The 24,947-nt window shown below is 59.7% G+C and carries 20 protein-coding genes; 4 read left to right on the plus strand and 16 right to left on the minus strand.

The window, feature by feature from the left end:
• Nucleotide 1: 1 nt before the first annotated feature.
• The 3 genes from AAG895_RS09535 to AAG895_RS09545 are packed head-to-tail and all read right to left on the minus strand — an operon-like array spanning nucleotide 2 to nucleotide 2,072.
• Nucleotides 2–586: a DUF1788 domain-containing protein gene (locus AAG895_RS09535; protein WP_345791785.1), complete on the minus strand. Its 585-nt coding sequence runs from the start codon at nucleotides 584–586 to the stop codon at nucleotides 2–4.
• A 2-nt stretch (nucleotides 587–588) separates the two neighbouring features.
• Nucleotides 589–1,188 (minus strand): DUF1819 family protein, encoded by a 600-nt coding sequence (locus tag AAG895_RS09540; protein WP_345791786.1) that lies wholly within the window; start codon nucleotides 1,186–1,188, stop codon nucleotides 589–591.
• Entirely contained in the window at nucleotides 1,185–2,072 is an 888-nt protein-coding gene (locus AAG895_RS09545; RefSeq protein ID WP_345791787.1) for a WYL domain-containing protein, read from the minus strand. Before AAG895_RS09545 ends, AAG895_RS09540 begins: the two co-directional genes overlap by 4 nt.
• A gap of 216 nt (nucleotides 2,073–2,288) precedes the next feature.
• Between AAG895_RS09545 and AAG895_RS09550 the strand changes: the two genes are divergently transcribed.
• Genes AAG895_RS09550 through AAG895_RS09560 form a run of 3 tightly spaced genes read left to right on the plus strand, consistent with a single transcriptional unit; the run spans nucleotide 2,289 to nucleotide 8,370 of the window.
• Nucleotides 2,289–3,398: a hypothetical protein gene (locus AAG895_RS09550; protein ID WP_345791788.1), complete on the plus strand. Its 1,110-nt coding sequence runs from the start codon at nucleotides 2,289–2,291 to the stop codon at nucleotides 3,396–3,398.
• Nucleotides 3,391–6,522, plus strand: a complete 3,132-nt coding sequence (locus AAG895_RS09555; RefSeq protein WP_345791789.1) for an SNF2-related protein — start codon at nucleotides 3,391–3,393, stop codon at nucleotides 6,520–6,522. The genes AAG895_RS09550 and AAG895_RS09555 overlap by 8 nt, the downstream gene beginning before the upstream one ends.
• A 24-nt stretch (nucleotides 6,523–6,546) precedes the next feature.
• Nucleotides 6,547–8,370 carry a hypothetical protein gene (locus AAG895_RS09560; RefSeq protein WP_345791790.1) on the plus strand — a complete coding sequence of 608 codons (1,824 nt, stop codon included), beginning with the start codon at nucleotides 6,547–6,549 and terminating at the stop codon, nucleotides 8,368–8,370.
• 81 nt (nucleotides 8,371–8,451) lie between these two features.
• Here the strand turns inward: AAG895_RS09560 and AAG895_RS09565 are convergent, their stop codons facing one another.
• The 6 genes from AAG895_RS09565 to AAG895_RS09590 all read right to left on the minus strand — a co-directional run bounded on the left by AAG895_RS09565 (nucleotide 8,452) and on the right by AAG895_RS09590 (nucleotide 14,864).
• Nucleotides 8,452–10,194, minus strand: a complete 1,743-nt coding sequence (locus AAG895_RS09565) for an NERD domain-containing protein (RefSeq protein ID WP_345791791.1) — start codon at nucleotides 10,192–10,194, stop codon at nucleotides 8,452–8,454.
• Nucleotides 10,195–10,226: 32 nt separating this feature from the next.
• The gene (locus tag AAG895_RS09570) at nucleotides 10,227–10,898 is read right to left on the minus strand and encodes an SOS response-associated peptidase (RefSeq protein ID WP_345791792.1); all 672 of its coding nucleotides are present in this window, start codon (nucleotides 10,896–10,898) and stop codon (nucleotides 10,227–10,229) included.
• A gap of 22 nt (nucleotides 10,899–10,920) precedes the next feature.
• The gene (locus tag AAG895_RS09575) at nucleotides 10,921–11,451 is read right to left on the minus strand and encodes a hypothetical protein (RefSeq protein WP_345791793.1); all 531 of its coding nucleotides are present in this window, start codon (nucleotides 11,449–11,451) and stop codon (nucleotides 10,921–10,923) included.
• A gap of 19 nt (nucleotides 11,452–11,470) precedes the next feature.
• Nucleotides 11,471–12,550, minus strand: a complete 1,080-nt coding sequence (locus tag AAG895_RS09580; protein ID WP_345791794.1) for a tetratricopeptide repeat protein — start codon at nucleotides 12,548–12,550, stop codon at nucleotides 11,471–11,473.
• Between the two features lie 480 nt (nucleotides 12,551–13,030).
• Nucleotides 13,031–13,237: a hypothetical protein gene (locus AAG895_RS09585; RefSeq protein WP_345791795.1), complete on the minus strand. Its 207-nt coding sequence runs from the start codon at nucleotides 13,235–13,237 to the stop codon at nucleotides 13,031–13,033.
• A 949-nt stretch (nucleotides 13,238–14,186) separates the two neighbouring features.
• Nucleotides 14,187–14,864 carry a hypothetical protein gene (locus AAG895_RS09590; RefSeq protein WP_345791796.1) on the minus strand — a complete coding sequence of 226 codons (678 nt, stop codon included), beginning with the start codon at nucleotides 14,862–14,864 and terminating at the stop codon, nucleotides 14,187–14,189.
• 890 nt (nucleotides 14,865–15,754) lie between these two features.
• On the opposite strand from AAG895_RS09590, the gene AAG895_RS09595 reads away from it, so the two are divergent.
• A complete protein-coding gene (locus tag AAG895_RS09595) occupies nucleotides 15,755–16,795 on the plus strand; it encodes an IS630 family transposase (RefSeq protein WP_345791797.1) in 1,041 nt (346 codons plus the stop codon).
• 604 nt (nucleotides 16,796–17,399) lie between these two features.
• Here AAG895_RS09595 and AAG895_RS09600 read toward each other — a convergent pair.
• The 7 genes from AAG895_RS09600 to AAG895_RS09630 all read right to left on the minus strand — a co-directional run bounded on the left by AAG895_RS09600 (nucleotide 17,400) and on the right by AAG895_RS09630 (nucleotide 24,838).
• Nucleotides 17,400–17,834 carry a hypothetical protein gene (locus tag AAG895_RS09600; protein ID WP_345791798.1) on the minus strand — a complete coding sequence of 145 codons (435 nt, stop codon included), beginning with the start codon at nucleotides 17,832–17,834 and terminating at the stop codon, nucleotides 17,400–17,402.
• 22 nt (nucleotides 17,835–17,856) lie between these two features.
• Nucleotides 17,857–18,387, minus strand: coding sequence for a hypothetical protein (locus AAG895_RS09605; protein ID WP_345791799.1), 531 nt, complete (start codon nucleotides 18,385–18,387; stop codon nucleotides 17,857–17,859).
• An 83-nt stretch (nucleotides 18,388–18,470) separates the two neighbouring features.
• Nucleotides 18,471–19,094 (minus strand): uracil-DNA glycosylase, encoded by a 624-nt coding sequence (locus AAG895_RS09610; RefSeq protein ID WP_345791800.1) that lies wholly within the window; start codon nucleotides 19,092–19,094, stop codon nucleotides 18,471–18,473.
• A gap of 150 nt (nucleotides 19,095–19,244) precedes the next feature.
• Nucleotides 19,245–19,880, minus strand: coding sequence for a hypothetical protein (locus tag AAG895_RS09615; protein WP_345791801.1), 636 nt, complete (start codon nucleotides 19,878–19,880; stop codon nucleotides 19,245–19,247).
• Between the two features lie 1,289 nt (nucleotides 19,881–21,169).
• A complete protein-coding gene (locus tag AAG895_RS09620) occupies nucleotides 21,170–22,870 on the minus strand; it encodes an IS1634 family transposase (protein WP_345791802.1) in 1,701 nt (566 codons plus the stop codon).
• Nucleotides 22,871–22,959: 89 nt separating this feature from the next.
• Nucleotides 22,960–23,526, minus strand: coding sequence for a hypothetical protein (locus AAG895_RS09625; RefSeq protein ID WP_345791803.1), 567 nt, complete (start codon nucleotides 23,524–23,526; stop codon nucleotides 22,960–22,962).
• Between the two features lie 316 nt (nucleotides 23,527–23,842).
• Nucleotides 23,843–24,838: a hypothetical protein gene (locus AAG895_RS09630; protein WP_345791804.1), complete on the minus strand. Its 996-nt coding sequence runs from the start codon at nucleotides 24,836–24,838 to the stop codon at nucleotides 23,843–23,845.
• Between the last annotated feature and the right edge of the window lie 109 nt (nucleotides 24,839–24,947).

Consider the following 24,947-nt stretch of genomic DNA (forward strand, 5'->3'; position numbering starts at 1 on the left):
CTCAAGGCACGAGGCGGAAGGCGCGGTAGTAGTGGTCTTCCGACAGCTTGTTGAAGAGCCGCAGCGAATAGCCGTCATAACGACCCGGGAAGAACATCAGCAGCGGCGTGTGGTACAGGTGTGGGTGCAGGGCCGAGAGCAGCGTGTGAGTGCGAAGCATCGGGTAGACCGCGCCTACACCGGTAAGCATCAGCAAATCGAGTTCAGCCGGGTCGTGCTGCTGCACCAGGCGCTCGGCGAGCTTGTCTTCTTTGAGCACGCGGCGCAGCGATTCGAGCGCCTTGTCGTCGCCCTGTTTGCCCTGCATGTCGATGGCCTTCTCAAGGAGCTTGCGATCCTCGAGCAGGCCGATGACGAGCTCGAACAGATTGATCGTGGCAAAGCGGAGCGGGGGTTGCCGCTTCTTGAGCGTGGGCTCGACGACACTCGCCAGAAACTCGCGCATCGCCAATTCCTGCTCAGGCGGGTAGTCGAAGATCCAGAAGCCGATCTCGTTGCCAAGCCCCCGGTTCTGCAGGAAGTCCTCGGACGTGATGCGCGGCAGGATCTGGTTGAGGCGTTCCTCGAAGGTCTGCGTCATGGTCATGGTCAGTGCGTGAGCTCCATGGCGGCGAGCACGGCCCCCTCGGAGCGGGACTTGAGGTAGCGCTGCGCCTCGGGATGCAGCAGCGGCGGCGTGAGGCGCAGGCTACGGGTCGATTCGAGGTAGCGGGCCTCGGCCAGGATGCGGAGGATGACCTGCAGGAGCTTGGCCTTGGTGGTGTCGGACCAACTGGCGACGCCCGGGTCACGCTGGATGCAATCGGCGAGGAAGGCATCCCAGTCCGACGGAACCAGGTGCTCTTCAAATCGGCGAACGTGGCCGGCGACCACGTCGCGCATGAAATCGCCCAGCAGGCGGCTGTGCTTGACCGAGGCGGCAAGGAGGATCTGCAGCGCGAGCTCCTGCTCGCCCTCGGCCACCAGTTGCCACGCATGCTCGTCGAGCGTTTCGAGGCGGTTGCGGATGAGCCGCGCCTGCCGGCGAGCGGTCGCGGGCGACTTCTTCTGCAGGATGTTCTCGGTTCGGAGCGTATCGAACCAGGTCGCGCGGTCGGGCTGTGTGAGCATGAAGCGGGCGACGCGCCGGCTCTCGGGCAGCATCAGCGAACCGGCGGAGATCTCCGCGTTGTAGATGGCTGCGCTCACGCTTCGCCTCCAGCGGCGGGCAGGACGTAGCCCGGTGCGAGAACCGCACTCTCCACACCTTCCAACACAGCGCGGTTGGCAAGGCAAAGGTGATGCCGTGCGCAATCCAGACTGTGCTCGGCAGAGCAATCCACCGCCCAGCGCAGCAGCGCGTACCCGGCCAGCGCGGCAGAGACGTCGAGGGTCAGCGTGCCGTCCTTCATGCCGTAATCGGCGACCACCCCTTCGGGATGCTTCAAGCGGGAATGCGGAACGAGCTGCAGCTCGACCCGCCGATTCCATTGCTCATCGGCCTCGATGCCCTCGTGCGGTTCGGCGCGCTCGTCGAGCGGCTTGGCCTTGGCGATCCGTGTGAGCACGAAATCGGAGAAGCGCTTGCGCTGCCGGTCGTAGGCGCGGACATGCCAGCGCAGGCCGTTGTCAGCAAGCGCGACCGGGACGATCACCCGCTTTGCCGGCCCCGAGTTGACGGAGAGGTAGGTCACTTGCAAGGGACGATCGCCATGCATCGCCCGGGTGATCACGCCCAACAGGCCAAAGTCCGGCCGGACCAGCTCACCCGCGCCCTCGCACGGAAAGGTCCGCGCAACCGTCGGCGCCTGTCCATCGCCAAAGCCATGCAGCAGCCAGGACAGGATGCGTTCTGCCGAGAAGGGGAACAGCGGACGGAAATGCTCAGTGGGGATGTAGGCCTTGACGTAGCGGTCGTAGGCCAGGTTGTCGGGGGCGCACTCGCGATAGGCATTGAGGTCGCGCGTCGCAGCCGCCGGCTTGATCGAGAAGCGTGCCTCGAGATCACCTCGACGCAGCTCGCCAACGAAAAAGGCCTTCAGCTCGAGGTAGGCAAGGCGTTCGCGCTGGGAATGCGACAGCGGAAGCTGCATGGAGGACCACCGGTTGAGGAATCTGTCATGGATGGTACCAGCGCAAGGGCTGGATGAGCATCATTTTGATGCATACTATGCAAGACATCACGAACAGGATCACCTACCTGCACGGTAGCTTCACCGCGTCCAGAATCATGGTCGGCTGCTCACAGGGTGACGTAACGCGGAAGCGGCAGAACCCCGCCCTGCTTGGCTTTAGGAGGCTGCATAAGAATGTACCCGCTTGCAAATGGCCGCAGGAAAAGCAAGCAAAGCGGATCACCCAAACCGCAGGCTCGCGCTCGTTCGAACGGGGCGACGATATGTCAACGATGCAACGGCGATGGGTTCGAGGGGCGCTGCCCGCTGTGCAGCGGCACAGGTTTTGCGACCCTACGTTCCGACACCGTCACCTCAAACGCAGTGCAGGGAAAGCTCGATCAGGAGTCTCAAAGACTCGGGCATGAGATCCGGGTCGGGCTCGATCAGCTGATCGAGCTTCGATCCAACCCAGTTGTCGTAAGAAAGGCGACTATCGGTTGGATCAATCAAGTCACTCGGGCACGTGAGGCGCTTCAGAAAGAATTCAACGAAGTCACTTTTCTGAGCGACGTAGGCAGAATCGAGAAGCTCAGGGCGCTGACAAAGAAAGTTCAAGCCTACCTGCAAGAGGCAACAAAGGTACTGCAGAAGGACGAGCCCTCACTGGTGAACCCGCTCCATCGCAGCACCCACAAGTTCAACCGCGAATCGCTTTTCGCAGCACCTCCCGATGCACTGCCACCGGTAATGATTGGCCGCATGCGATTCGGAATGGATAACCACGTCATTGCTGCGCATATTTCATCGCTCAAGAAGAGGACACACTATCTGATCGCTTGGCTGCCAAGAATGCCGGATCTGCTGATCTGGCACTCGCTGGACGAGTGCGATGTCGTCGTTCGTGGGGTGAGCTATCCAGCACGCCTTATCAACGACAGCTTGGCCGAGTTGGTCCATCCGATCAGCGGGCAACGCACGCGATCCGATCGCCCTTTTCCCACCCCCCAGCCCCCCAAAGCAAAGCGAACAAGCAAACAGCGAAAGGAGAAGATCAAGCCGAATAGCCCCACGCCAGTGAAGTCTGCTGGCTCCACCTCGAAGAAGAAATTTCATGGTCGGGTGAGGCACAAGCACGTGTCGCCGGGGGACACCCCCTCCACGCGTGCAGCCTCTACAGATATGGGAGACTCTCGCTTGCCTCCTCGTGGTCGCGATGAAGACGGAACAAGCGGTACGCATGTCTTCAGGGAGTATGGAAGCGGCCAATTTGGCTCCTACCCATCTCATGATGACTATGAGTGAGACCCTCAGCTTGCAGCCCGGCGACAAGGTCCGCTTGAAGGCCAACCCCGGAAGGGTTGGCATCCTCGGTAACGAAACCGATGGCCCACCACATCGACTCCGGGTTCTCGTCACTTTCACGGATGGCGACGAGCAATTCGTGCTCAAGAACTCGCTCGAAAAGGTCGACCGGGCATCTGCAGGACCCTACGCAATGGTGGCCAGCGGTCGTTACGGCCGAGTCGAGGATCTCCGTGGCGCGATCACGTATTACCGCTTGAGCGGTCGGCTGGCGAACCTCATCTACAGCTTGAACACGACGAACACGCAGTTCCTTGCCTACCAGTTCAAGCCCGTACTGCAGTTCCTCGACTCGCCTTCGAACGGCATCCTCATTGCGGACGAGGTCGGCCTCGGCAAGACCATCGAGGCCGGCCTGATCTGGACGGAGCTCCGCGCCCGTGTCGATGCAAAGCGCCTCCTGGTGATCTGTCCCGCGATGCTTCGCGAGAAGTGGAAAGCCGAACTATCCGAGCGCTTCGGAGTGAGCGCGGAGATCGTCGATGCACGCGGCCTGCTGGACCACCTGCAGAGCGTAGGGGAACGCCCCCAGCAACAGTTCGCGCTGATCGCCAGCATGCAGGGCTTGCGCCCTTCGAAGGGCTGGAATGACGATGAGGAACCCTCCCAGGCAACCACTGCAAAGCTGGCGCGCTTTCTGAACGAGGCGGACCTCGAAGAGCCCCTGCTCGACATGCTGATCATCGACGAGGCGCACTACTTGCGAAACGACGAAACGGCTACCCATCGTCTGGCCCGGCTGCTTCGTCCAGTCGTGCAGAGCATGGTGATGCTGTCGGCGACACCGATCCAGTTGCGGAGCGACGATCTTTTCAACCTGCTCAACCTGATCGACGAGGACTCCTTCCCCTTTCCCTCCTCGTTCCAATATTCCCTGCAGGAAAACGCACCGATCGTCGCCTTGCGCGACCGGATTCTGAGCCACGTGGTCTCGCCCACGGATTTCGTAGAGACCTTGCGTGAGGCAGTTGGTAGTCGCATTTTCGGCGACAACGCGCAACTCGAGCACCTCATCAATCATCCGCCCTCTGCCGAGGACCTCTCCTCGCCGCGCGGACGCTCAGAAATTGCCGATCAGCTGGACCGAATCAACCCGTTGACCAAGGTCGTCACGCGAACCCTGAAACGCGACGTGCAGGAAATGCGCGTGCAGCGAGATCCAGTGACAATCCGCGTGGAAATGAACCCTATCGAGCGCGAGTTCTACGATCGAGTGACCGAGGCGGTTCGCGAGTTCTGCGCGCGGATCGACATCTCCGAAGGCTTCATGCTGACGATTCCGCAGCGCCAGTTGTCCAGCTGCGTGGCAGCCGCGTGCAAGGGTTGGCTCGATCGCACGGAAGTCGATGACGAAGAGCTTGAAAGCGAGGTCTTCGAGCTCTACGGCGATGCCGAGGACAACGAGAAACGCCCGAACCTTGGCGCCCTACTGCGAACACTCGTGGGCATTGCACGACGCGTTGGCGATCACACGGCACTCGAAGCGGTGGACAGCAAGTACGACATGCTGGTCCGCAACCTGAAGCAATACTGGGCCGCCTACCCCGGCAAGAAGATCGTTCTGTTCTCCTTCTACCGCAACACACTCCACTACCTCGCACGCCGGTTGGCGGCAGAAGGGATCCAGTCTGCAGTGCTCCACGGCGGGATGGACAAGCATGGCGTGCTGCGGCACTTCGAGTCGACCGAAGGCCCCGACATCCTGATTTCTTCAGAGGTCGCTTCCGAGGGTGTGGACCTCCAGTTCTCCAGCCTGCTCATCAACTACGACCTGCCCTGGAACCCAGCCCGGATCGAACAGCGCATTGGTCGTATCGACCGGATCGGACAGGAAGCCGAGAAGATCCTGATCTGGAATTTCATCTACACGCACACGATTGATGAACGGATCTACGACCGACTGCTGGAGCGCCTCGACATCTTCCGCCAGGCGCTCGGCAGCATGGAGGCGATGCTGGGCACCGAGATCCGCACGCTGAGCTACGAGCTGCTGTCGCACAAGCTCACACCGGAGCAGGAGCAGGAACGCATCGACCGCGCAAGTCTTGCCATCGAGCGAGTGAGCAGGCAGCAGGCGCTGCTGGAAGAGGAAGCCACCCAACTGATCGCCCACGGCGATTTTATCCAGAACAAGGTACAGGCCGCCAAGGAGCTGGGTCGCTTCATCCGAGGCGAAGATCTGCTCGCCTACGTGAAGGATTTTCTCGAGCGTGAGTTTCCCGGGACGCGTTTGCTTGCGGACGATGACGACGAGCTCGAGCATGTGATCGAGCTCTCGACCGAGGCCCGCGTCGCTTTGTCCGAGTTTCTCCAGCAACAACGGCTTCAGGGCGCAACGCGCCTCCTTGGTGCCGCACCGCCAAGGCTCATCTTCGAGAACCGTCATGGGCGGAACCCGTCCGGAAAGGAACGGATCACGCAAGATCATCCGCTCGTGCGCTTCGTGGCGGATGAATTGAAGAAGGCTGGAAAGGGGCCGCTCTACAGCCCGGTTGCTGCAGTGGAGATCCTGGGCAACACGGTTGGAACCGTCGAGCGCGACATCTACGTCTATGCGATCGCACGCTGGACCGTCTCAGGTGCCCGCGACATCGAGCGGCTGGAGTATCTGGTCCAGCGGCTTGCGGACGGTTCGTTGCTCGACGGCGAGCAGGCGGAGTTTCTCGTGAATGCCGCCGGTCTCCAGGGCCGGGACTGGCTGGGCGCAAGCACGAGCCTGAACCATGCGCACACCGCCGGCGTGCTCGACGACTGCCGTGCCGAGCTCGAAGAGCGTTTTCGCGCATTTCGTGACGCACAGATCCGCGAAAACCGAGATCGCGTCAGCTTCATGGTGAACACCCTTCGGCATCACCTGGATAACCAGCGCAGGCGCTTCCACGAACGAATCGAGAAGTATCGACTGCACGGTACCGACAAGCAGAGGCGACTGATTCCAGCGGAAGAGGGCCGGCTCAAGAAGCTCACCCAGCGCATCGAGGCACGGATCGCTGAGTTGGGCCTGAAGGAGTCGATCCAGGCCCACGACAGCATGGTGTCGGGCGGCGTTATCCGAGTGGTCTGAACCGGCACGAAAAGGGAGAAGAAGATGGCTGGCCAGATGGCAGAACTGTTGAAGAAGGCCTTTGCAGAGAAGGGCGTGCAGCTTCCAGGCGCCAAGGTCGAGACCCGAAAGGTTCTCCCACCCGGCAGTGGCGAGTCATCACAGCACACGGGCCAAAGCGCGATAACACCGACGGTGTCGCCCCCGGCGGGCCCCAAGGCACCCCCGGCGCCCAAGGAAGGAAAGAGATCCGACCCGATCGCCGAAGCTTGCAAGAAGTGGCGTGCGGAGCATTCGGTGGCTCGCGCCAAGGTGCCAGTCAGATCGTCTCAAAAGGCCCCTCCCCTCGCTTGCTACGACTCGTCGCCCGTGCGTGCAGGCAAATCGCCCGAAGGCAAGGTGTCGCCCTATGAGGTTCGCCTCGGCGCCGCCGCAAGGCTTGCGCTCACCCTCGACGAACAGGTCGAGCTCGAAGTGCTGGATGCTTACGAGGAGTTGGGACGGCGCAGCCAGTGCTGCCGCGAGACGGCGGATGACGAGCACCTGATCGCCATGGGAGTCGATTTCGGGACATCGAGCATCAAGGTGGTGATCGGCGACCCTGCCCTTGGCAAAGCCTTCGCAGTACCGTTCACAACGGCAAGCGATGTCGCCCGGTATCTCCTGCCGACCCGCTTGCACGAATCGGCAGGACGGTTCTCCTTATGCGAAGGAGAAGAAACACATCGCGACCTGAAACTCGCATTGATTGCGAACCCCGGCGACGTGGTGTTGCGCGAGCGCGTGTCCGCCATGCTCGCCCTGGTCATCAGGCAAGCTCGGGGCTGGCTATTCGCAACGCATGCCGACGTCTTCGCCCGAACCCGACTCCTGTGGAAGCTCTCGATTGGCCTGCCCGTCGCCCACCACCTGGACGATGAGCTGACCCAGACCTTCAACGACGTCGCGCACGTGGCCTGGCTTGCCGCGTGCATGCCTCGAGATATCTCACGCACCACAATCGCAGTAGCAAGGGATCGTAAGCACGAAATCGCGGCCGCCCCTGAGCGCCTGTCGGAGGACGAGGATGTCGAGATCAGCGTCGTTCCGGAGATCGCCGCGCAGATCTTCGGCTTCGTGAATTCGAGCCGTTTCAATCGTAGGGAGCAGAACATCTACCTGATGGTGGACGTCGGCGCCGGCTCGGTCGATTCATCGCTGTTCCACGTCAAGCCGGCGCGCGGGGGAAAATGGGATTTCGAATTCTTCACCTCGATCGTCGAACCGCACGGCGTCATGAACCTCCATCGTCATCGTGTGGGGTGGTGGGAAGAGGCGCTTTCGCGGTGCAGCGAACCCACGGCCGAACTCATCTCGAATGCGCTCGCGGAGCACAAGTATCCGACGGATCGGACCGTCGCTCTGCCGAGTCGCTTCACTCGCTACGTCCATGATGCGAAGGTGTTCTTACGCAAGCCCTCGGACGACCCCGACGACACCTTCTTCCAGAAAAAGGTTGTCAGCCAGGTGCGCGGCAAGAGCTACTGGCATGCATGGAAGGACGGGCATCTAACCCAAGCCCAACTGATCGGCGTACCTGCGTTCTACTGCGGCGGAGGCATGCGCATGGAGTTCTACAGCAGGCTGCAAAGCCAGATGCAGTCGATGCCTGGCTACAGTTGGCTCAGGGCTGAACCCAGGCGAGTCGAGTTGCCGAAGAACCTCGAGGCCCCGGGGCTTCACCGGAGCAATTACGACCGGATGACCGTCGCCTATGGCCTGAGCTTCCTCGAGGTGGGCAAAGTTACGAGAGCACTCCCTCCCCCGAAGCTGTCCTTAAAACCAGACACATCCTGGGCAGAGAACTATGTCGGAAAGGAACACTGCTGAGCGGCAGGATCGCCGTTGATGATGTCTGGCACGCGGTAGGGCGTCGTAATCCAATACCGCGTCGATCAACGAAGGATCGCCCTACAGCAAGGCGGCAAGATCCGCCTCTGTTCGCCTCGACACCACCACCTCCAGCCCCAACTGAGCCCGGGTCATCCCCACGAACAGGCGCCTGCGTGCTGCCTCGTCGAGCTTGTCGAAGTCCACTTCCGCCAGCACGACGCCCATGGCGCTCTGTCCTTTGAACCGATGCACGGACTCGATCAGGAGCTCGCCCTCGGACCACACAGGCTCGCCGTCGGCGGTATATCGCCCCAGAAACCTCCGCAGCCCGAACGCCCCCAGCTTCGCCTCCTTGAGCAGGAGCGAACGCCCGTGACCACGCGCGCTGAGGACGACGATGTCGGCAAGCGGGATCCCGCGCTCGCGCAAGGCCTCCACCGCCGCCAGCGTCTCGCGGCGCAGGCCACGCTCGTCGTCGTAGGCGCGAAACGTCGGGAGTTCGCCCACGTAGGGGCTGCGTGCCTCGACCACACCCTCCGCCAGGCCCAAGGCGTTGATCACATCGACGATGGCGCGCGGCGAACGGAAGTTGTCGTTACAGCGCACGGCGACTGCACCGTCGAGATCGAAACCCTCGCGCTCATAGAGACGCTGCGCCTCGTCCTCGAGCAGATAGAGCCGCCCGTCTTCCTTCAATTGCGGCAGCAGGCTCGCGACCCAGGCGGGGTCGAAGTCCTGCCCTTCGTCGATGATCACGAGGTCGTGCAGCGCCTCGAAGTCCTGTGCGTCCCTGCCGTAGCGCTCGACCACCGCCTGGAAGATGCCCTCGGCGGTGAAGTCCGGCTCACCCTGCGTGCGCCGCCAGTGCTCCACGCAGAGCTCATGAAAACTCGACACCCGCGCACGCGCCGGCGCGATGCGGCCGATGTGATCCGCCAGGGTGCGGTTGAAGCAGACGTAAAGGGCCCGCTGCCCTGCGGCCGCCGCGTCGTCGAGCAGACGGAGCGCAAGCTGCGTTTTGCCGGAACCCGCCGTCGCCTGGATACGCACCACGCCCGCTGGCGATGCAATGCGCGGAACCCAGGTCGCGAGGCCATCGGCGAGGCGACGACTCGTCTGCCGCACCTGGTCACCGAGCACCTGCAGGTCAATCGAGACCTTGAAGACGTTGCCCAGGAAGCGGCGGAGCGATTCCACGTCGCTGCGACTGCTGCCATGTTCGAGCAGCTCTCGCACACGGGTACCAAGATGCGCGTAGTCGTGCGCGTCGATGATGCGCTCGCGCGGCATCGAGACGATGCGAGCCTCTTCCACCTGGTAGTCGGGCAGGACGACGCAGCCCGTGACGTGCGCATGCAGGCCGGCCTCGGCAAGGCGGTTGAGCATGGCCGCATGCTGCACTCGGGTCTGGCGGGCGACATCGCGTTCGCGTTGCCCGTAAAGCTTGACGAGATTGCCCTCGATCAGCGCGAGCTCGCCGGCCTTGACCTCGACCAGGAGGATGTTGCCGCTCGGCGCCAGGACGACGAGGTCGACCTCGCCGTGCCGATCCTCGCCCTGATGCGCGGTCTGCCAGGCGACGCTATGGAAGACCTCGTAACCGCCAGGCAGCGGCTGCTGCAGGCGGTCCAGAACATCAAGCTCACGGTACAGGCCGGCATCATGCCGGAGGGTATCCAGAGCCGGGGATATTTGCGCCATCGGGTGTGCTTGTTGTTGAGGATGACGGCATGGATTCTCCCACAATGAGAACGCGCCGACGGCAGCTCGGTCGCCGCGTGACTGGCGGCCTGGATGCGGCCATTGATACTCGATAATCACGCGCAACTTGCGAGCGACGGGAAGCAGAGCAGCTAGACGAGCGGCTGAATCAACCCGGCGCCTTCGTTGCGCACGTTGCCGACCGCCTTCCCCACCGGATACACCGCGAGCGCCGCCTCGTGACACGGCCGCACCAGCGCCTGCACCTGGTCGGCCGCAGTCGCCCCGTTCAACCACGCCCAGTAATCCGCCGGCGCCAGGATCAGCGGCATACGATCGTGCAACGGACGCATCGCCGCGTTGGCCTCGGTGGTGACGATCGTGAACGTGTCGAGCTCCTCGCCGTCGGCCGGTCTCGTCCAGCGTTCCCACAGCCCGGCGAGCGCGAAGAACTCGCCCCCGACCGGATGGATGTAAAACGGCTGCTTGCCGCCGGCGACTTGCTGCCACTCGTAGAAGCCGTTCGCCGGCACGATGCAGCGCCGGCGGCGGAACGCCGCCCGGAACGAGGGCTTCTCGCCGACCGACTCGCCGCGCGCGTTGATCAGCTTTGTGGCGATCGTCTCGTCCTTCGCCCACGACGGCACGAGGCCCCAGCGCAGGCGGTGGATCACCCGCTCGCCGTTCGCCCGCTGGCGCACCACCGGAAGCCACTGCATCGGCGCCGCATTCCAGCGCGGCTCGAACTCGAAGCCTTCGGGCACCGCGTCGAAGGCCTCGCGTAGGCGCGAGACCGGACCGTAGAGGGCATAACGACCGCACATGCGCGCGCCCTCCCCGACTGCCTCAGTGAAGGGGGCCGGAAGGCCCGCCCTCGCCTTCCTTCACCGGCAGCAAATCCGTGAACCGCCCCCGCACGTCGGTGTAATGCCGGAACTCGGGCACCCCGATCGTGCGCTTCTTCTTGCTGATCCCCTTCGGCTTGATCGGCACCTGGGCGACCCACACGCCGTGGCGGGTCTCGAGCGACAGGCTCACCACGTCGATCCGCCAGCTCGCCGGGCAGTCGGCCAGCGAGCCGTACTCGTCGAGGATCTCCTCGTAGCGGGCGACCTTGTCGGCGCGCAGGCTGTAGGCCTCCATCAGCACGAAGACGAAGTCGGCGTCGAGCTGCTCGGCGAGCATCTTCACCGAGCGCGCCGCGACGTCCTTGTCGGCCGGCCCGCGCCCGAAGAGCGGCGTCGGCACCACGGCGCCGGTGGTGAAGTTGCCGACGAAGGCCATCGCCGCGAGCTCCTCGCCCTTCTCGAGAAACTCGCGCGCCTTGCCGATCAGCGGCGCGATCGCCGCCTGGTAGCGTTCGGGGAGCTGGCTCATGTCGGGATCCTTGCCGGGCTCAGCGCTCGCGGCGCATCTTCACCGCCGCGTCGTATTCGCGATCGAGCCCGGTCCCGGCGTCGCCCTTGGCGTCGAACATCCGAAAGCCCACGTGCATGTAAGCCAGCAGCGCCAGGCCGGAGAACTCGCCCTCGAGGTTCTGCAGCGTGTAGCGGACCGCCGGCTTGTTGATCTCGAGTCCGTTGCGGCCGAGCAGCGCGATCTCCATCACGATCTGCCCGACCTTCGCCTGGTCGAGCTTGGCGAAGCGGTCCTGCGCCGCCTGCATGTACATCACCGCGTCCATGCGCAGGCCGCCGTCGACCGCCGCGCGCATCTCCTCGTGACCGATGCGCGTGAGCGCCTCCTCGGCCATCTCGCCGGCCTGGTGCTCGGGGAAGCGCTTGACCACCGCCTTGTACTGCTCGGCCGCTTCCTTCACGTGCGACGGCCCGAGCGCTTCCAGGCACTGCGCGAGCCCGAGCTGCGCCCCCGGATCGGCCGGCGCGAGGCTCGCCGCCTGGCGGAAGAACGGCAGCGCCTCGGCCGCCCGGCCGGACCGCATCAGCACCGCCGCCAGGTTGCGCTTGGCGAAGGCGTTCTCGGGCTCGAGCTTGACCGCGTCGCGCAACGCGTTGGCCGCCTCGTCGGCGCGCCCGGTGCGCGCGAACGCTACCCCGAGCGCGATGAACGCGTTCGCGTGCGTGGGGTCGAGTTCGACCGCCCGCTGCAGCGGGGCGACCGCCTCTGCCGGTCGCCCCAGTTCGGACAAACACAGCCCGTGGCTGTAGGCGAGCTCGGCGTCGTCCAGCATGCCGTCGAGCGCCTCGAGCACCGGCAGCGCATCCTCCAGGAAGCCGTTTTGCACCAGCCCCAGCACGTAGGCCTTCGGCTCGACCCCGCGCTCGGGGACCGCGACCACGCGCACGAACGCGTCATCGACCGCCACCACGGCCTGCCAGCCGCGTGCGGCGTAGTCGAGCGCGTAGCGCCCGATCACCGCCTGCTCGAACTCGGGGGTCCCGCGCGGCGGCAGGCCCGCCGGGTTGAGGTCGTCGAGTGGGATCTGGAAGATTTCGGGGGCTTGGCGGGTGGTCATGACGATTCAATCAACTGGCGACGGGAACTCGGTGGCGGATTGTCGCACAGGAGGGCCAAGCCTTCCGGACCGCTCACTGCTCTTACGGGCCTCTGCCACATCCACAGGGTAACTGCCTCAGGAATAGGCAAGCATGTAGATCTGGCTCGCCACTTGGGCTGCCATCGCTTATCCACAGGATCTCCCACATCCCTTTCCCCAGCGACTGGGGACAAGCTGGCTATCAATAAGTCGGTGCCCGCCGCTTGGCGCGGTCAGATGACTCGAGAACAGGGACGGTCGTGCGGGACGGGCGTATGGCTGCAGTTGATGTCGATCTTGCACCCGGGACCAGCACGGGCAGGGTGCAGGTTTATGAACCGAGGTCACCGACCCATGGGAGGGGTGCCTGTGGCCACCCCCTGATCGCCAACTGCAAGGCGTCCGTGTCGAGGCCCTGAGCATAGGCGCGATGGATCGTCAGGCTCCCAGATCAGCTCCTCAGTTCGGCAGCAGTGTCAGACCCCAGATTTTGACGGATGGTGGCTCCTCGTCGGCCGGAACTGCCGGTGGCTTGATGGCGCAGTCAGGCAGCAATGTGTTGGTCACCTGCCGTTCGCGCGTCGGGCGACGGTGAACGGCGGCTTCTCCATCCTGCCAACTGGAAGTACCGACCCAATGCTGCCGTTCAGCCTTGAAGAAAGCCATCGTTCAACGCGCGTCGTCAGCGGGCGGCAAAAAGCGCAGCTTCTTGATGGTCCGCTGCAACCCATTGTTGGGCAGAAATTGCGGTAAATTTCAGTGGGGTGACGTCTTCATTACTTCCGAAAGAACTTGTATGCACGTCTCGTGGCTTCCCTCTCTTATGCTGAGGACGTCCCACGATCGGAGTCTTTGTACTTTACTAGCGAAGCTTGCTGATCGCCTGTATAGCCTCCCATCGCATTCTTTGCGTTAACCGTAATGCAAGCACTTCGCTCGTCAATCCTCGTTTATTTTCCGAACTTTGCAGAATCCAGGTCTTTCAAAACCGACAGCACCGCCTTCTCTGCCTCAGTTTCCTGGGTCCCGCATGAGGCAACCATCAAGCCGACTATTGCTGGGAGTACGTTTTTAAAAGTTTTTGCGATTATAGACATAGATTTTCCGTAGTTTATCTATTGTGTTCGCAGAGTGCTGCGCAAGATTTCGTACGTTTGATGATTGTTGGATTTCTTTTCAGAAAGCTCAATAAATTCTAACTGGCCAGCTATAACTGAGGCCTTAAATCTTGCTCCGAAATTGGTTGGATTGGTGACGCTTAGCCAAGAGGGGCCATAGATCTGACTCAGTTCGTATCTTCCGGGTTGTAGGCCTCTGACAAGTGACTGCGCTTGCAGCAATTCAGTCGTAGATAGCATTGGCGATGACGGCACGGTGATCTCCTTTACGGCTTATGGCTTCCCTACTGGCGTATAGGTAGAAAGCATACCGCCTCGTCCAGATGGTCGCTATGCGGATCGGGTGGTGAATGGCGGCTTATGGCCGGCTGAGACTTCCAGCGCCGAACCCACTCAGCACCTCGGAAGGCTACCCACGACACTCTCAGGTGGACCCAAAGCAGACTTTCCACCTCAATATAATTAACTCCATCAAAGGCCACATTATCGGCATCTAACTAATCGCTTCGCTTCTTAACCACAAAGAGTAAGACCTCTCTGAAGGGTATGTTGGAACGCAGGCCAATATACTCTCTGCCACTTTTCTCAATAACGTATTTAAGATCGCTAATCTTGTAATTTTTACTCCTGATTACGGCAGTCTCGCTCGAGCGATCTAGAATAATTTCTCCTTGAAATTCAGCCTCCAAGCCCTCTAGTATGCTCATCAACGCTTGCTTCTCATAATCACGAGCCTCGGCGATGATCTCCGCCCAAGTCACTGCTAAGAGACCACCTTTAGCTCGCTCTTGGTTGATTTCCGCCAGCTTTTTACTCGCAAAGAAATAGCCTACACCAACGGCGGCAACACCGGTGGCGACTAAAGCCCAACTCGCTACTGTCAGACCAAGAAAAGTTGCGGGCGCTAGGCCTAAACTCTGAGCGACACCTGCTAATCCAATCGCTGACAATCCGCTTCCAAAAGCGGCTCCTACACTAGACAACCCTCCACCCATCGCAGCGAGAACGCCAGCGGCTGATGTAATCCCCAATCCAGAAAGTATTCCTGCATTACCCGCAATGAAAGCACCGATCCACGTGCTTGATAAAGTACCCGCAACATAACCCCCTGCAGCCGTTGATGCGATCCAAGCACCAGAAGAGTGGAGAAGGGGTACAGCAATCAAAGGTAGCATCTCTACGGTTCCTGATTTATCGAATATTTTTCTCAAATTCTAAACTACTGAGCAGCAGAATCAGATGCCTTAGAAGGTTCATGAGGAGTCTAGTTAAATTGTAGCCACCGCTGACCGCTTTTGGCCGGACTGAGACCTTCACCTGTGATCCGGCAAGGCCGACCGCCCCCGAGCGTCTCGACCCGACCCGTTGCCGCCGTTGAACTTTCAGGGAAGCTGTCATTCAACGTTCGAGCTAAGCGGGCGACAGCGGCAGGCCACAATCACTGAACCTCATGACTTCCTTAGTGCGAGCTTGCATTGCTTTGATGCGTTGCTGGGAGAAACCAGTAGGCCGCTTCCATCCCAGATAAGACGATCTCCATTCTTCAAGGATATAAAGCGATCATCTTTAGTACGAAATGCAAACGTAGCTTTGCCGGAAGCGGATGGAAGAAGTATGAGAAAGGCATCCTCAACTGTATTGTTTAGTGAATCCGAATACTTGACCTTGAGCTCCGACGCACTTGCAGAAACTACGTCAATAGATGTTGGTCTATCACCCCTGCTGCATTCCGCGAGCCCAACCCATCTACCGACTAGCATCTTTAGATCCATCTGCGGGCGTGCCAGCGTTTCACTGGATTGCTGTGGCCCAAGTGTAGGTCCGCCGCCGGTACTTGCTGACAATGGTTGTGTTCCCGGGCTTTTCGTGTCGGCTAGTCTCTTGGATAGGGCATCGAGCTCCGATAGTAGCGACTGAATTCGTTGCACTAGCTCCTGGTTTCTAGTTCTCAACTCCGATATCTCGCCAGCGAGTCGCTTCTCTTCCTCAGACCTTGCCTGAGCGCTAGTGCTCTGTGCAGCTCTTATTAACCCGGCAATCAAATAGGTTTTGATATAATTCGGGCATGGAAAAGATCGATGCCCGCAAGCTTCCGCCCGAAGCCCTGGAACACATTCGTCGCCAAGCATTTTTACTGCGCAAGCAAGGCTACACATGGACGCACATCGCTGAAGTGTGTGGGGTTCATGTCGGTACCGTTTTGAAATGGGCGCGGCGCGCCCAGGCTGACGACCTCGACGCCGTCATCAAGGGCGGGCAACGTGGTCGGCGCCATGGCTCGGGGCGAACTTTGACGCTGGTTCAAGAGGAGCAACTGCGTTTGAAGATCATCGGCTCGAACCCCGCCCAACTGCAGCTCGAGTTTGCGCTGTGGAATCGTCGCGCGGTCATGCTCGCCATCAAGCAGCTCTTTGGCATCGACATGCCCATTCGCACCGTCGGCGAGTACCTTCGACGGTGGGGTTTCACGCCGCAGCGGCCGGTCAAGCGTGCGCTTGAGCAGGATCCGGCCCGGCTCAAGGCGTGGCTTGAGGACGAGTATCCGAAGATCGTTGCGCGCGCCAAGACTGAGGATGCCGAGATCTACTGGGGTGACGAGACCGCCATTCGCCAGGACTCGCACTGGGTGCGCGGCTACTCGATGGCGGGGCTGACGCCTGAGCTTCGACTGCCGGCCGGTCGCCACGGATCGACATCGATGATCTCGGCGATCACCAACCAGGGCTTGGTGCGCTTCTCGTTCTTCGAGGGCGCCATCGATGCGGAGCGCTTCATCGTGTTCTTGAAGGACCTGATTCAGGATGCGCAGCGTAAAGTGTTCCTGATCGTCGACAACTTGCGCGTGCACCGCGCCAACCGTGTCCGCGAGTGGGCTGCCGAAAACACCGAGAAGATCGAGCTGTTTTACCTGCCGCCGTACGCGCCTGAGCTCAACCCCGATGAGCACCTGAACCGGGATCTGAAAACGACGATACGCTCCGGGCGGATTGCCAGGACCGCCGCCGCACTTCTCGAGAAGGCGCGTACGTGCATGGAACGCATCGCTGCGATGCCGGATCGTGTGCGGTCGTATTTCAGCCATGAGTACGTTCGGTACGCTCAGTAATTTAGCTATTTGATTGCCGGGTTAATAGCTGACGCGTTAGATCCTGAACTTGTGCCTTGTATGACTCACTTTCACGAGCTAGCGTTATGAACCTGTCTGAGTTATCGATCTGCCGCTCTGTTGGCTTAAGGAGCCCAACGTACGCGGCACCAACGGAGCCAAGTGCGCCGATAATAGCCGCAATCACTGCGGCGACGAACATCCCTATCGAGTGCGATTGTTGTTCTGCCAAGCTACCTCCGCGTCGTATGTGTGGCCTAGCGTGGAACTGAGCGCCCTGCACGGCTTTTCGCGCAGGTCCGCTCGACTGCAGGGTTATGCCTATTTTTTTAGGAAGCCAAAGTGGGTCTTTCCAGCCTCGGCCCAAAGCTCAAAGTCGAACTGATCTGCGACAGGATGAACTATAGCTGGTTGCGGGGCCGGAACCTTCATTTGCTCGTCTGTCACGGGCCGGTTCGACCCACTGCCGTCAGTCGCCTGCGACGAGAAGCCGACGTTCACGAGGACGGAATCTCTACAGTCTCAACATGAAGCTAACCGACCGCCGGAGCCCACAGAGCGGAGGGAACCCAACAGCGTAGCTGTTAGGGAAGCTCTGACCTATTCAGATCTTTCCAAGGCGTTCTCGCGAACGCGCTACTGCCGCTGCTGTGAATTGTTCTGGATGGCGAAGAATTACCGCCTCAAAAGCAAAATCCTCCAGCCCCATTTCTGCGAGCGCGGTAAAGCCCACAGACTCCTGTCTCTTCATCACGATACGTTCGACAGCGGGAATGACGCCGTACTCGTCAATCATTGGCCACGTGCGGCCTGCGGGTACTTTCTTTCCCTTCTGCGCAGATAGCACTTCCTCGTAGGCGTACACGGCCTCAAGGCATTCGCGTTCAACATCTGTCGTGGCGCCGTGAGCTTCTGCTCGGAGTTGTACAGCCCGCTGCCTCGCTTCATCGGCTAATTCCGGTGCTCCACGCTCACGAGCATTCTTAGCGAATATTTCGCACTCTTTGGGGGTTTTCAGTTTGGCAACGCGCGGGTCCATGATTGATATGGCTAACTTTGTCTTAGGCTGCAAACGTATCGCATAGTTGCCGCTCAAACCGTGCCAGATGCTGCTCGGCGATGTCGAAGCCCAGAACTTCGAGGGCGAGAAATGAACCGCTCATCAGATCCTTGAGGGCGTCGAAAATTCCCTGAATGTGTGGCTCGGGGTATCTTCTGATGTAGGCGAAATGAGTTATCAGCAATCGATTCGCGCGGACCTGCTGCGTTTGCGTCGCGCTGAACAAATCTTTCATCAGACGCGAAGCATCTCGGCGACTGTCCGAGTCAAGCGAACGCAACGCTGGTGTAAGCAGGACTCTCCACTTAGAGGAAACGTCTATCGGAAGGACACAAACTTCATTGCGCCTCACAGTCTCGTTACACGCGGCTTCGAGCTGCGCCTTGGGCACTGATCTACCAAGAAGCCCGTTGAGAACAGTGAAACCGTCGGCGTGCGGCGAGCAGGTCACTGTGTCGAACGAGTGATCGCGTATGCTGGTTGTCAGCGCGAGTTCGCTGCCCGTTGAGTCAGCAATCAGAAGGTCAATCATCTCAGCACCTCGTGTGACGCCCAACCCTGCGTTCGGCGGCAGAGAGGCGACTGAAGCGTGGCGAGTCCGTCGGCTGGAATGCGTTAATGAAGGCCAACTTGCCTGAGTACGTCAAGAATCTTTCCTCTGTTTCCCGGCGACCTGTTTACGAACATCGGGCTCGGATGCGGGCAGGTGAAGATTGCGTACCTCCCCCTATCGAATTGCCTCGCCGCTTTCTGGGCCTTACGTCCGACGAGAACAACCGTATCTACGCTTGGCAGCAAAGCCAATAGGCGTGGAAGTGGCCTCAATCCAGCCTCAAGATCCTTTGGCGTGGCCGCTCTAATCCTCTGACCATCGCCGATGTACCAGGGCACAGCGTTCCAGACTACCGTCCTTTTTCTATCGATCCCGGCCTCGACATTCAGCTCAAAGAAGTTCTTCGCTGTTTCGTCTGGATTGTCCCGGGACACGAAACGTGAGAAAACCGCCTTACGTCCTGGAGCCTCAAGCAGAAATAGCGTGGTTGCCTCAATCCCGCCGTCCCACGGATCAAAGTAGGGAACCTGCGCTCCCAAACCCGCTTCCGCCCGAAGCTTTTCAACGAATGCGGTCAGCGGAGCTATGTGTGGGGCGCGAAGCTCTCGCATTCGAGCGGCGACTGCCTCGTCAACTCCAAGCAACTTTGGGAGGCCGGGATTCATTCCGATGTTGTCATTCAACATGTTTTGGGCCGCAGCAGTTGCGAACTGAAGTGTAACAGCGACGGACCGCTCCTGGCCGGTCTGAGACCCGCACTCTTCGCTGCGGCAAGGCGAACCGCCCGCCAGCGTCTCGACCCGCTGGTGTTGTTGAGCTTTTAGGAGAGCTGCCACTTAACGTTCACACTGGCTGGCGCCCGGCGAGCGGGCGGAGCCAGCTTGCTGACCGTCGAAGTTGGGCGCGTTGTTGGGCGGCATCTCGCTTGCCATGGGTGTGCCCCCTGGCTCGGTGAGAGCTTCCGCAAAGACCGCAACTTGCCTCTGAATTCGACGTGCGAGCAGCGGACAGAGGAGCGCAATAACCACGCCTCCAACAAGCCCAACGTATCCAACGAAGCCAAATGGCGCCATCATTGATACTTCGGCCCATGAACCGACTGCGAGCAGAAGATAGGCGGCGACGCATCCGTGCAGCAGCAGACTATGACGCTCCGCATCGAACCACTTCTGCATGAGCGCATCACTCTTAGATTCGGAGACTAAACGGAATAGTGCGGGCGTGAGCTGGCTCGGAATGAACCTTTCAAGAAGCGCCTGGGTTCCCAAACTCGAGATAAGGCCGAAAACGTAAGAGACTACGAGCAGGGGAACCGTAACAAGAATCGCCCAGGTGCTGGTCTTTGCATACGTCTCCAAGAACGCGAGAAACCCTAATGTGCCGTCCAGAATTAAGAAAACACCGAGAATCTGGAGCGAACCTACGCCCAAGAATCCGGAAACCTCTTCGATTGCTGGTTTACTGGATGCCATTTGCTATGACGACCAACGGGGTTTGGAGTCTCGCTTTTTCCTACTAACAGCGCGGCAAATTCGGCTACGCTTAAACTCACCGACCGTAACGCATACAGATGGAGGACATCTCCTTGCTGCGCTGGATTCTCACTGCATTCCTTCGACCGGCACGAGCCCGTCGTCATGCCATGGCTTCAACATAGACGAGCGCCATCGACCCGCAAGTAAAATGTAACCGTCACCGGCAGCTCATGGCCGCAGTGAGACCTCTAACTCCTAACCTTCGCAGCAGTCCGGCAGTCCGACCTCGATAGTCTCAACCCGCCCCGCAACACTCACTAGCGCCTATGAGAAGCTGACGTTCAACGTCCGAGCTGCGTGACGCGTAACACCACGCCCTTGCGCGCTTGTCTGCGCTAGGGGTTAGACGTCATTGCAGGCATCAGGGCTAGTCATGCTTTAAGGCTTCTGAGACTTCGATGCTCTTACGATTGGCATAAGCGATAGCCTCTTCACCCGTCCTCATGAGCGCGATGCGACGCTCGGCAACGAATGAGCGCACTACATCAGCAGACTCAGACGCCGCCCTACTGCTGCGGCTCGCGAACTCCGCAGCAGCGGCCTCCACCTTTGCCACCATATCGGGATGGTTTTTAGGCGCGCACAAGATTTCAACGACCCCAGCAGACCCCGCAGCGAGAACTCCGACTCCGATGACGACCGGCCCCGCAGCAGCAGCCCCAATTGTGCCCGCAATGTACCCGCTACCACCGGTGAGTATCAGGGCGCCACTGCTGTGCGGGACGACCGAAAGGCCAAGTGCTTGCGCTAGCGCAGCGACTACTGCGGCGCTGCCACCTGCCCCACCACTGAGGTTCGCCACGACTGCGCTTTGGCTGGGGGCGTACGAGCAAATAATGTCCGTGGGGTGTGCGGTCGATTCCTGAGAGGCTGACAGTGGTGGCTCTCCTTTCTCACTAGAACAGGAGATGAGCGTAAGTGCTGATAGAACGACAGCGATCTTTTGCGTGTATTTCATTACTCATACTCACTTAGGGAGGCGTTGAGGGAGTTATTGGCGTTGCGGGACAAGGTCTTTCATTTGCTAATCTTTTACTGGCTCGCTTCGACCCGTTGCTGCCGTTGGACTCTTAGGGAAGCTGTCATTCAACCCTTCATCTCAGGAGCGCCCAACGGAACGAAGTGCTGACTAGGACGTCGCCTGGAGCCGATGGTTAGGCCTCCCGAGTTCGACAGTTACGCTCGCAAGTGCTTGTTTTTGCTAGATCGCACTTTCAAAAATGCCACTACAACAGCGCCAACTGCTCCGGCGCCGCTGGTTTTTCTATCCCCAATGCATGAAGCACCTCGTTCTGTTCCGTGCTGAGCGTCGACACCCCCGCCACCGGCTCGCCGCCGTTCAGGCGCACGCGGTGATGCTGGATGCGCTGCAGTTGCTCGAGCGCCCGCTCGGGCGTGTAGCCCGCATTGGCCGCCTTCAGGCGACTGCGCATCACCCGGTGAAGGATCAGCGCCATGAAGCAGATCGACGCGTGCGCGCGGATCCGCTCGGGCAGGCGGTGATACACCGGGCCGATCTCGATCTCGGACTTGAGCACCTTGAAACCGCGCTCGATATCGGCGAGCGACTTGTAACGCTGAATCACGCTCTGCGCGGCGAGGCCCTCGGCGTTGGTGACCAGCAGCAGCTTGCCGTCCATCATTTCGGCAAGACGCTTCGCCTTGTCGTCGATGTGGTAGCTGAAGAGCTCCTCGCTCAGATCCACCTTGATGATGCGCGACAGGTGCGCTTCGCTGACCGCGTGGTAGAAGCGCGCCTTGGCGCCGCTGTCCGAGAGCTTGCGCCCTCGGTGCTTCACGCCTTCATCCTGCTCGGTGAGCTTGCCCGACCATTGGTCCGCCTGGCGGATCAGCGCGTCGACACGCTCATTGCGCTGCTCGGTCTTGGTTGCGGCCGTCGCGGGATCGTGCGCGACCACCAACCGAAGGTCGTTCCAGGTGTGCTCCGAGATGACCTCCTGCGTGGCGCCAGCGCACTGCGCTTCGTGGAAGGGTTCGAGCAGCTCGATGAACTCGTTGTAGCGCCGACCGGGCACGGCGACGATGAATTCGAGCGGCTTGCCGCTGGCCAAGCGCACGGCCTTCAGCGCTTCGAGATTGTCCAGGCTGAGCAGCCCCCGGTCGGCCACCAGCACCAGGCGCTGCACCGACGGGAAGCGCTCGAGCACCTGGGTGAGCGTGGGCAGCAGGGTGCGCGTCTCGGCCGTGTTGCCGTCGAACACCTCGTGGTAGATCGGCAGCCCTTCGGCGGTCTGCACCACACCCAGCATGAACTGGCGGGCAATCAGCCCCTCCTTGGCCATGCCGTACTGGCGCACGTCGCCGGCCTGCTGGCTGAGTCCTTCGCTTCGGATCGTCGTGAGGTCGTAGAAGACCACCGAGAGATCCTGATCGATCAGCGGGCGAAGCAGCCCGGCGACCACCGCATCGACCTCGTCCTGATGATCCATCAGCGCATCGAGGCTGCGCAGCAACTGCTGGTGCGTGACCGCCTTCGGCCCGAAGTCGGGCAGCGCCACCGTCTGCACCCAGCGCAGCACGCCGAGTTTGGATTCAGGGTCGCACAGGCGGTTGAGCACCATCAGCCGGATCAGCGCTTCCACGTCCGTGGTGCGGCGCGTACGGCGAAATACCCGCCGCAGCTCCGAGAAGCCCAGCGACTTCCACAGCTCGGTCAGCGCCCACACGTTACCGAGTGCCCGCGCGGACTCGAACGACACCGTGGGCGCCGGCGGCTTGGCGCCCATCGGTTCGCGACCGGTGATCTTCAGCAGGCCGTTGATGACCGCGTCGAGCGACCCATCGACCTGTTCGGCGCGGCCGAGCGTGGCGACGGTGCGCTTCTTCACTCGTCCCGCCTCGTCGCGATAGGACTCGACGAGTTGGACGTAGCGGCGGCCTCCGGAGGTGGTGAGCTTGACGTGCATGCCGCCACTTTAGCGACCTACAAAGTGCCGTCAAGTTTGGCGGTGGCTGTTACAAACGTGCCACCACAGCACTTTTGCGATCATGGCCTTCAAACCCGCGCCGGAACTGGAGTCACTTTCCGAAAAGGCGCGAAAATCGGGGTTAAGTGTCGAACCCTGGAGGCCTTCGTGTACCTGTGGGCATGCCTAATAATCTCTTCTTCCAAGCGTTGCCGGCACAGGTAAAGGTGCTCTGCGACACGTTCGAACTCCACCCTGTTTTTGTGTGCTGCCTGTGTGCCAGCGTCTACTCCTTCCACAAATTCGTGGTTATCGATCAGCATTTTCTGAAAACGCGCACAAGCATTGACGTAGCCTTCGCATGCATCCCGAAGCAATGGGAAATAAACGTGAGAAAGGACCATTGCTTTCCTTGCTTCAATAGGCGACGTCTTCAATTCCGTAAGGCTCATTGCGTTAAGTTGCCTGCCAAACCATTCCTGGCTGCTTGTTGCCATATCCGCCAGTTCCTCGTACTTTTCACGCAACAAGACACCACGCTTGTGCCGCTTGTCGAGAATATCCCGGAGGATCGAAACAAACTGGGCGATCACTCCACCGGCTATGGCCGACCCAGCAGAGATCAGTGCAATCAGCAATTTCGCATCAGTTTCCATGCTAACTATTCTAAAAACCATTGTCGCAGCTCAGTTTGTGGCTAAAGACTTGTTTTTCTGAGCGAAAAGGACGTACGGATCCTGACATCACAAACAGGAAGTTTAGCAAATCTGGGGCTTCTCAGGCTTTGACACAGCCTGGACCTGTTGCCGGCGTTGAGCCTTGAGGAAACTTGTCGCTCACCGTTTGAGCCAAGCTGCCCGTGGAGGCGCCCAACTTAATTTCATGCTAATAAAACCAGCCGCAACACTCTGATTTAGAATTATCAAGATGCGTTCCGTGAAAAATCGGTGGAGCTGAGTTTCTTACACCGCGTTACGGAATCTGCACTGAGGCTGCAGGGTCGCTTAATCGTAACGGAACCCTTCTGCATACTCTCTCATCGAGTCTCAATCTGCCGATAACCACTTCCCCGGAATAATAGATAAAAGCAAACTTCGCTCCCAGCGCTATGCTTTCTTCCAGATCTTTGCACTTTTCAGAAGCAAGCTTTATTCTGAAGAAATTTTCGTATTCATTTCGATCATAAACCAAGTTGCTTGGAAGCCTAAAACTGATCGTTAACTCGTCCCTACCTGTCCTCTGAACAGAATAAAGCTGCGTTACTGAGTCAATCATTATTGGGCCGCGCGACTTGAATTCTGAGACGGAACTGTTCAAGTAATCATCCAGCTTACTTCGATCTTGTTCCACTAGAAGTTTATATCCATAAAAACCAACCATGATTATTAGCACTGAAAGAACTGCGATAATTACCGTCAGCAACTTACTACTTATCCAGTCTTCAGAACTAGCCTCTTTATCATCGCAAGCGCCTTCAGGGTTGATCTCATTCTTGGCGTTCTGCTCTTTTAGTCTTTGAACGCGCCACGCAATATATTTAGATGAAGCAAGGTCTGTATTTCCTTCTGCATCAACAAGCGCTCGTGCCCAAAGGGCGCCAATGGTCCGGTTCTCCGACACCTCTGTCAGGGCTTCCTGATAGTAGAGATCATAATCCTCTTCAAAATCTATGCCTTGATTAGTTGTCGCACTCCTTTTCTCACCAGAGCTCACTTTGGTCAATAGACGAAATAGCAGAAGCGAAGAAATAAAAGCATAGGGCACATCTACGATACTATGCGAAGACGCGGAAATGCCGTGCTCACTGAGGAACAATCTGGCTAGATAGATCCTCAAGAATAATGCAAGGCCTAGTGAAATAAAAAAATAAACAAAAGAAAGGACATAGGCTGTAAAACGGCGCGCGGGACCACCACCCATAAAGGAAAATCTTAGCGTCAATGCAGCTCCAACGGCAAGCAGCATCATGACAGCGAGAGTTATCAAAGGCGTGAGGTATATATTATGACTCATACTCATCTTCTTTATCTAAATAAGATGATTTTTCGGCAGATTCGGGGGCGTTTTTACATTCCTG

It is taken from the genome of Thauera sp. JM12B12, from assembly GCF_039614725.1.
In the GTDB taxonomy this organism is placed as follows: Bacteria; Pseudomonadota; Gammaproteobacteria; order Burkholderiales; family Rhodocyclaceae; genus Thauera.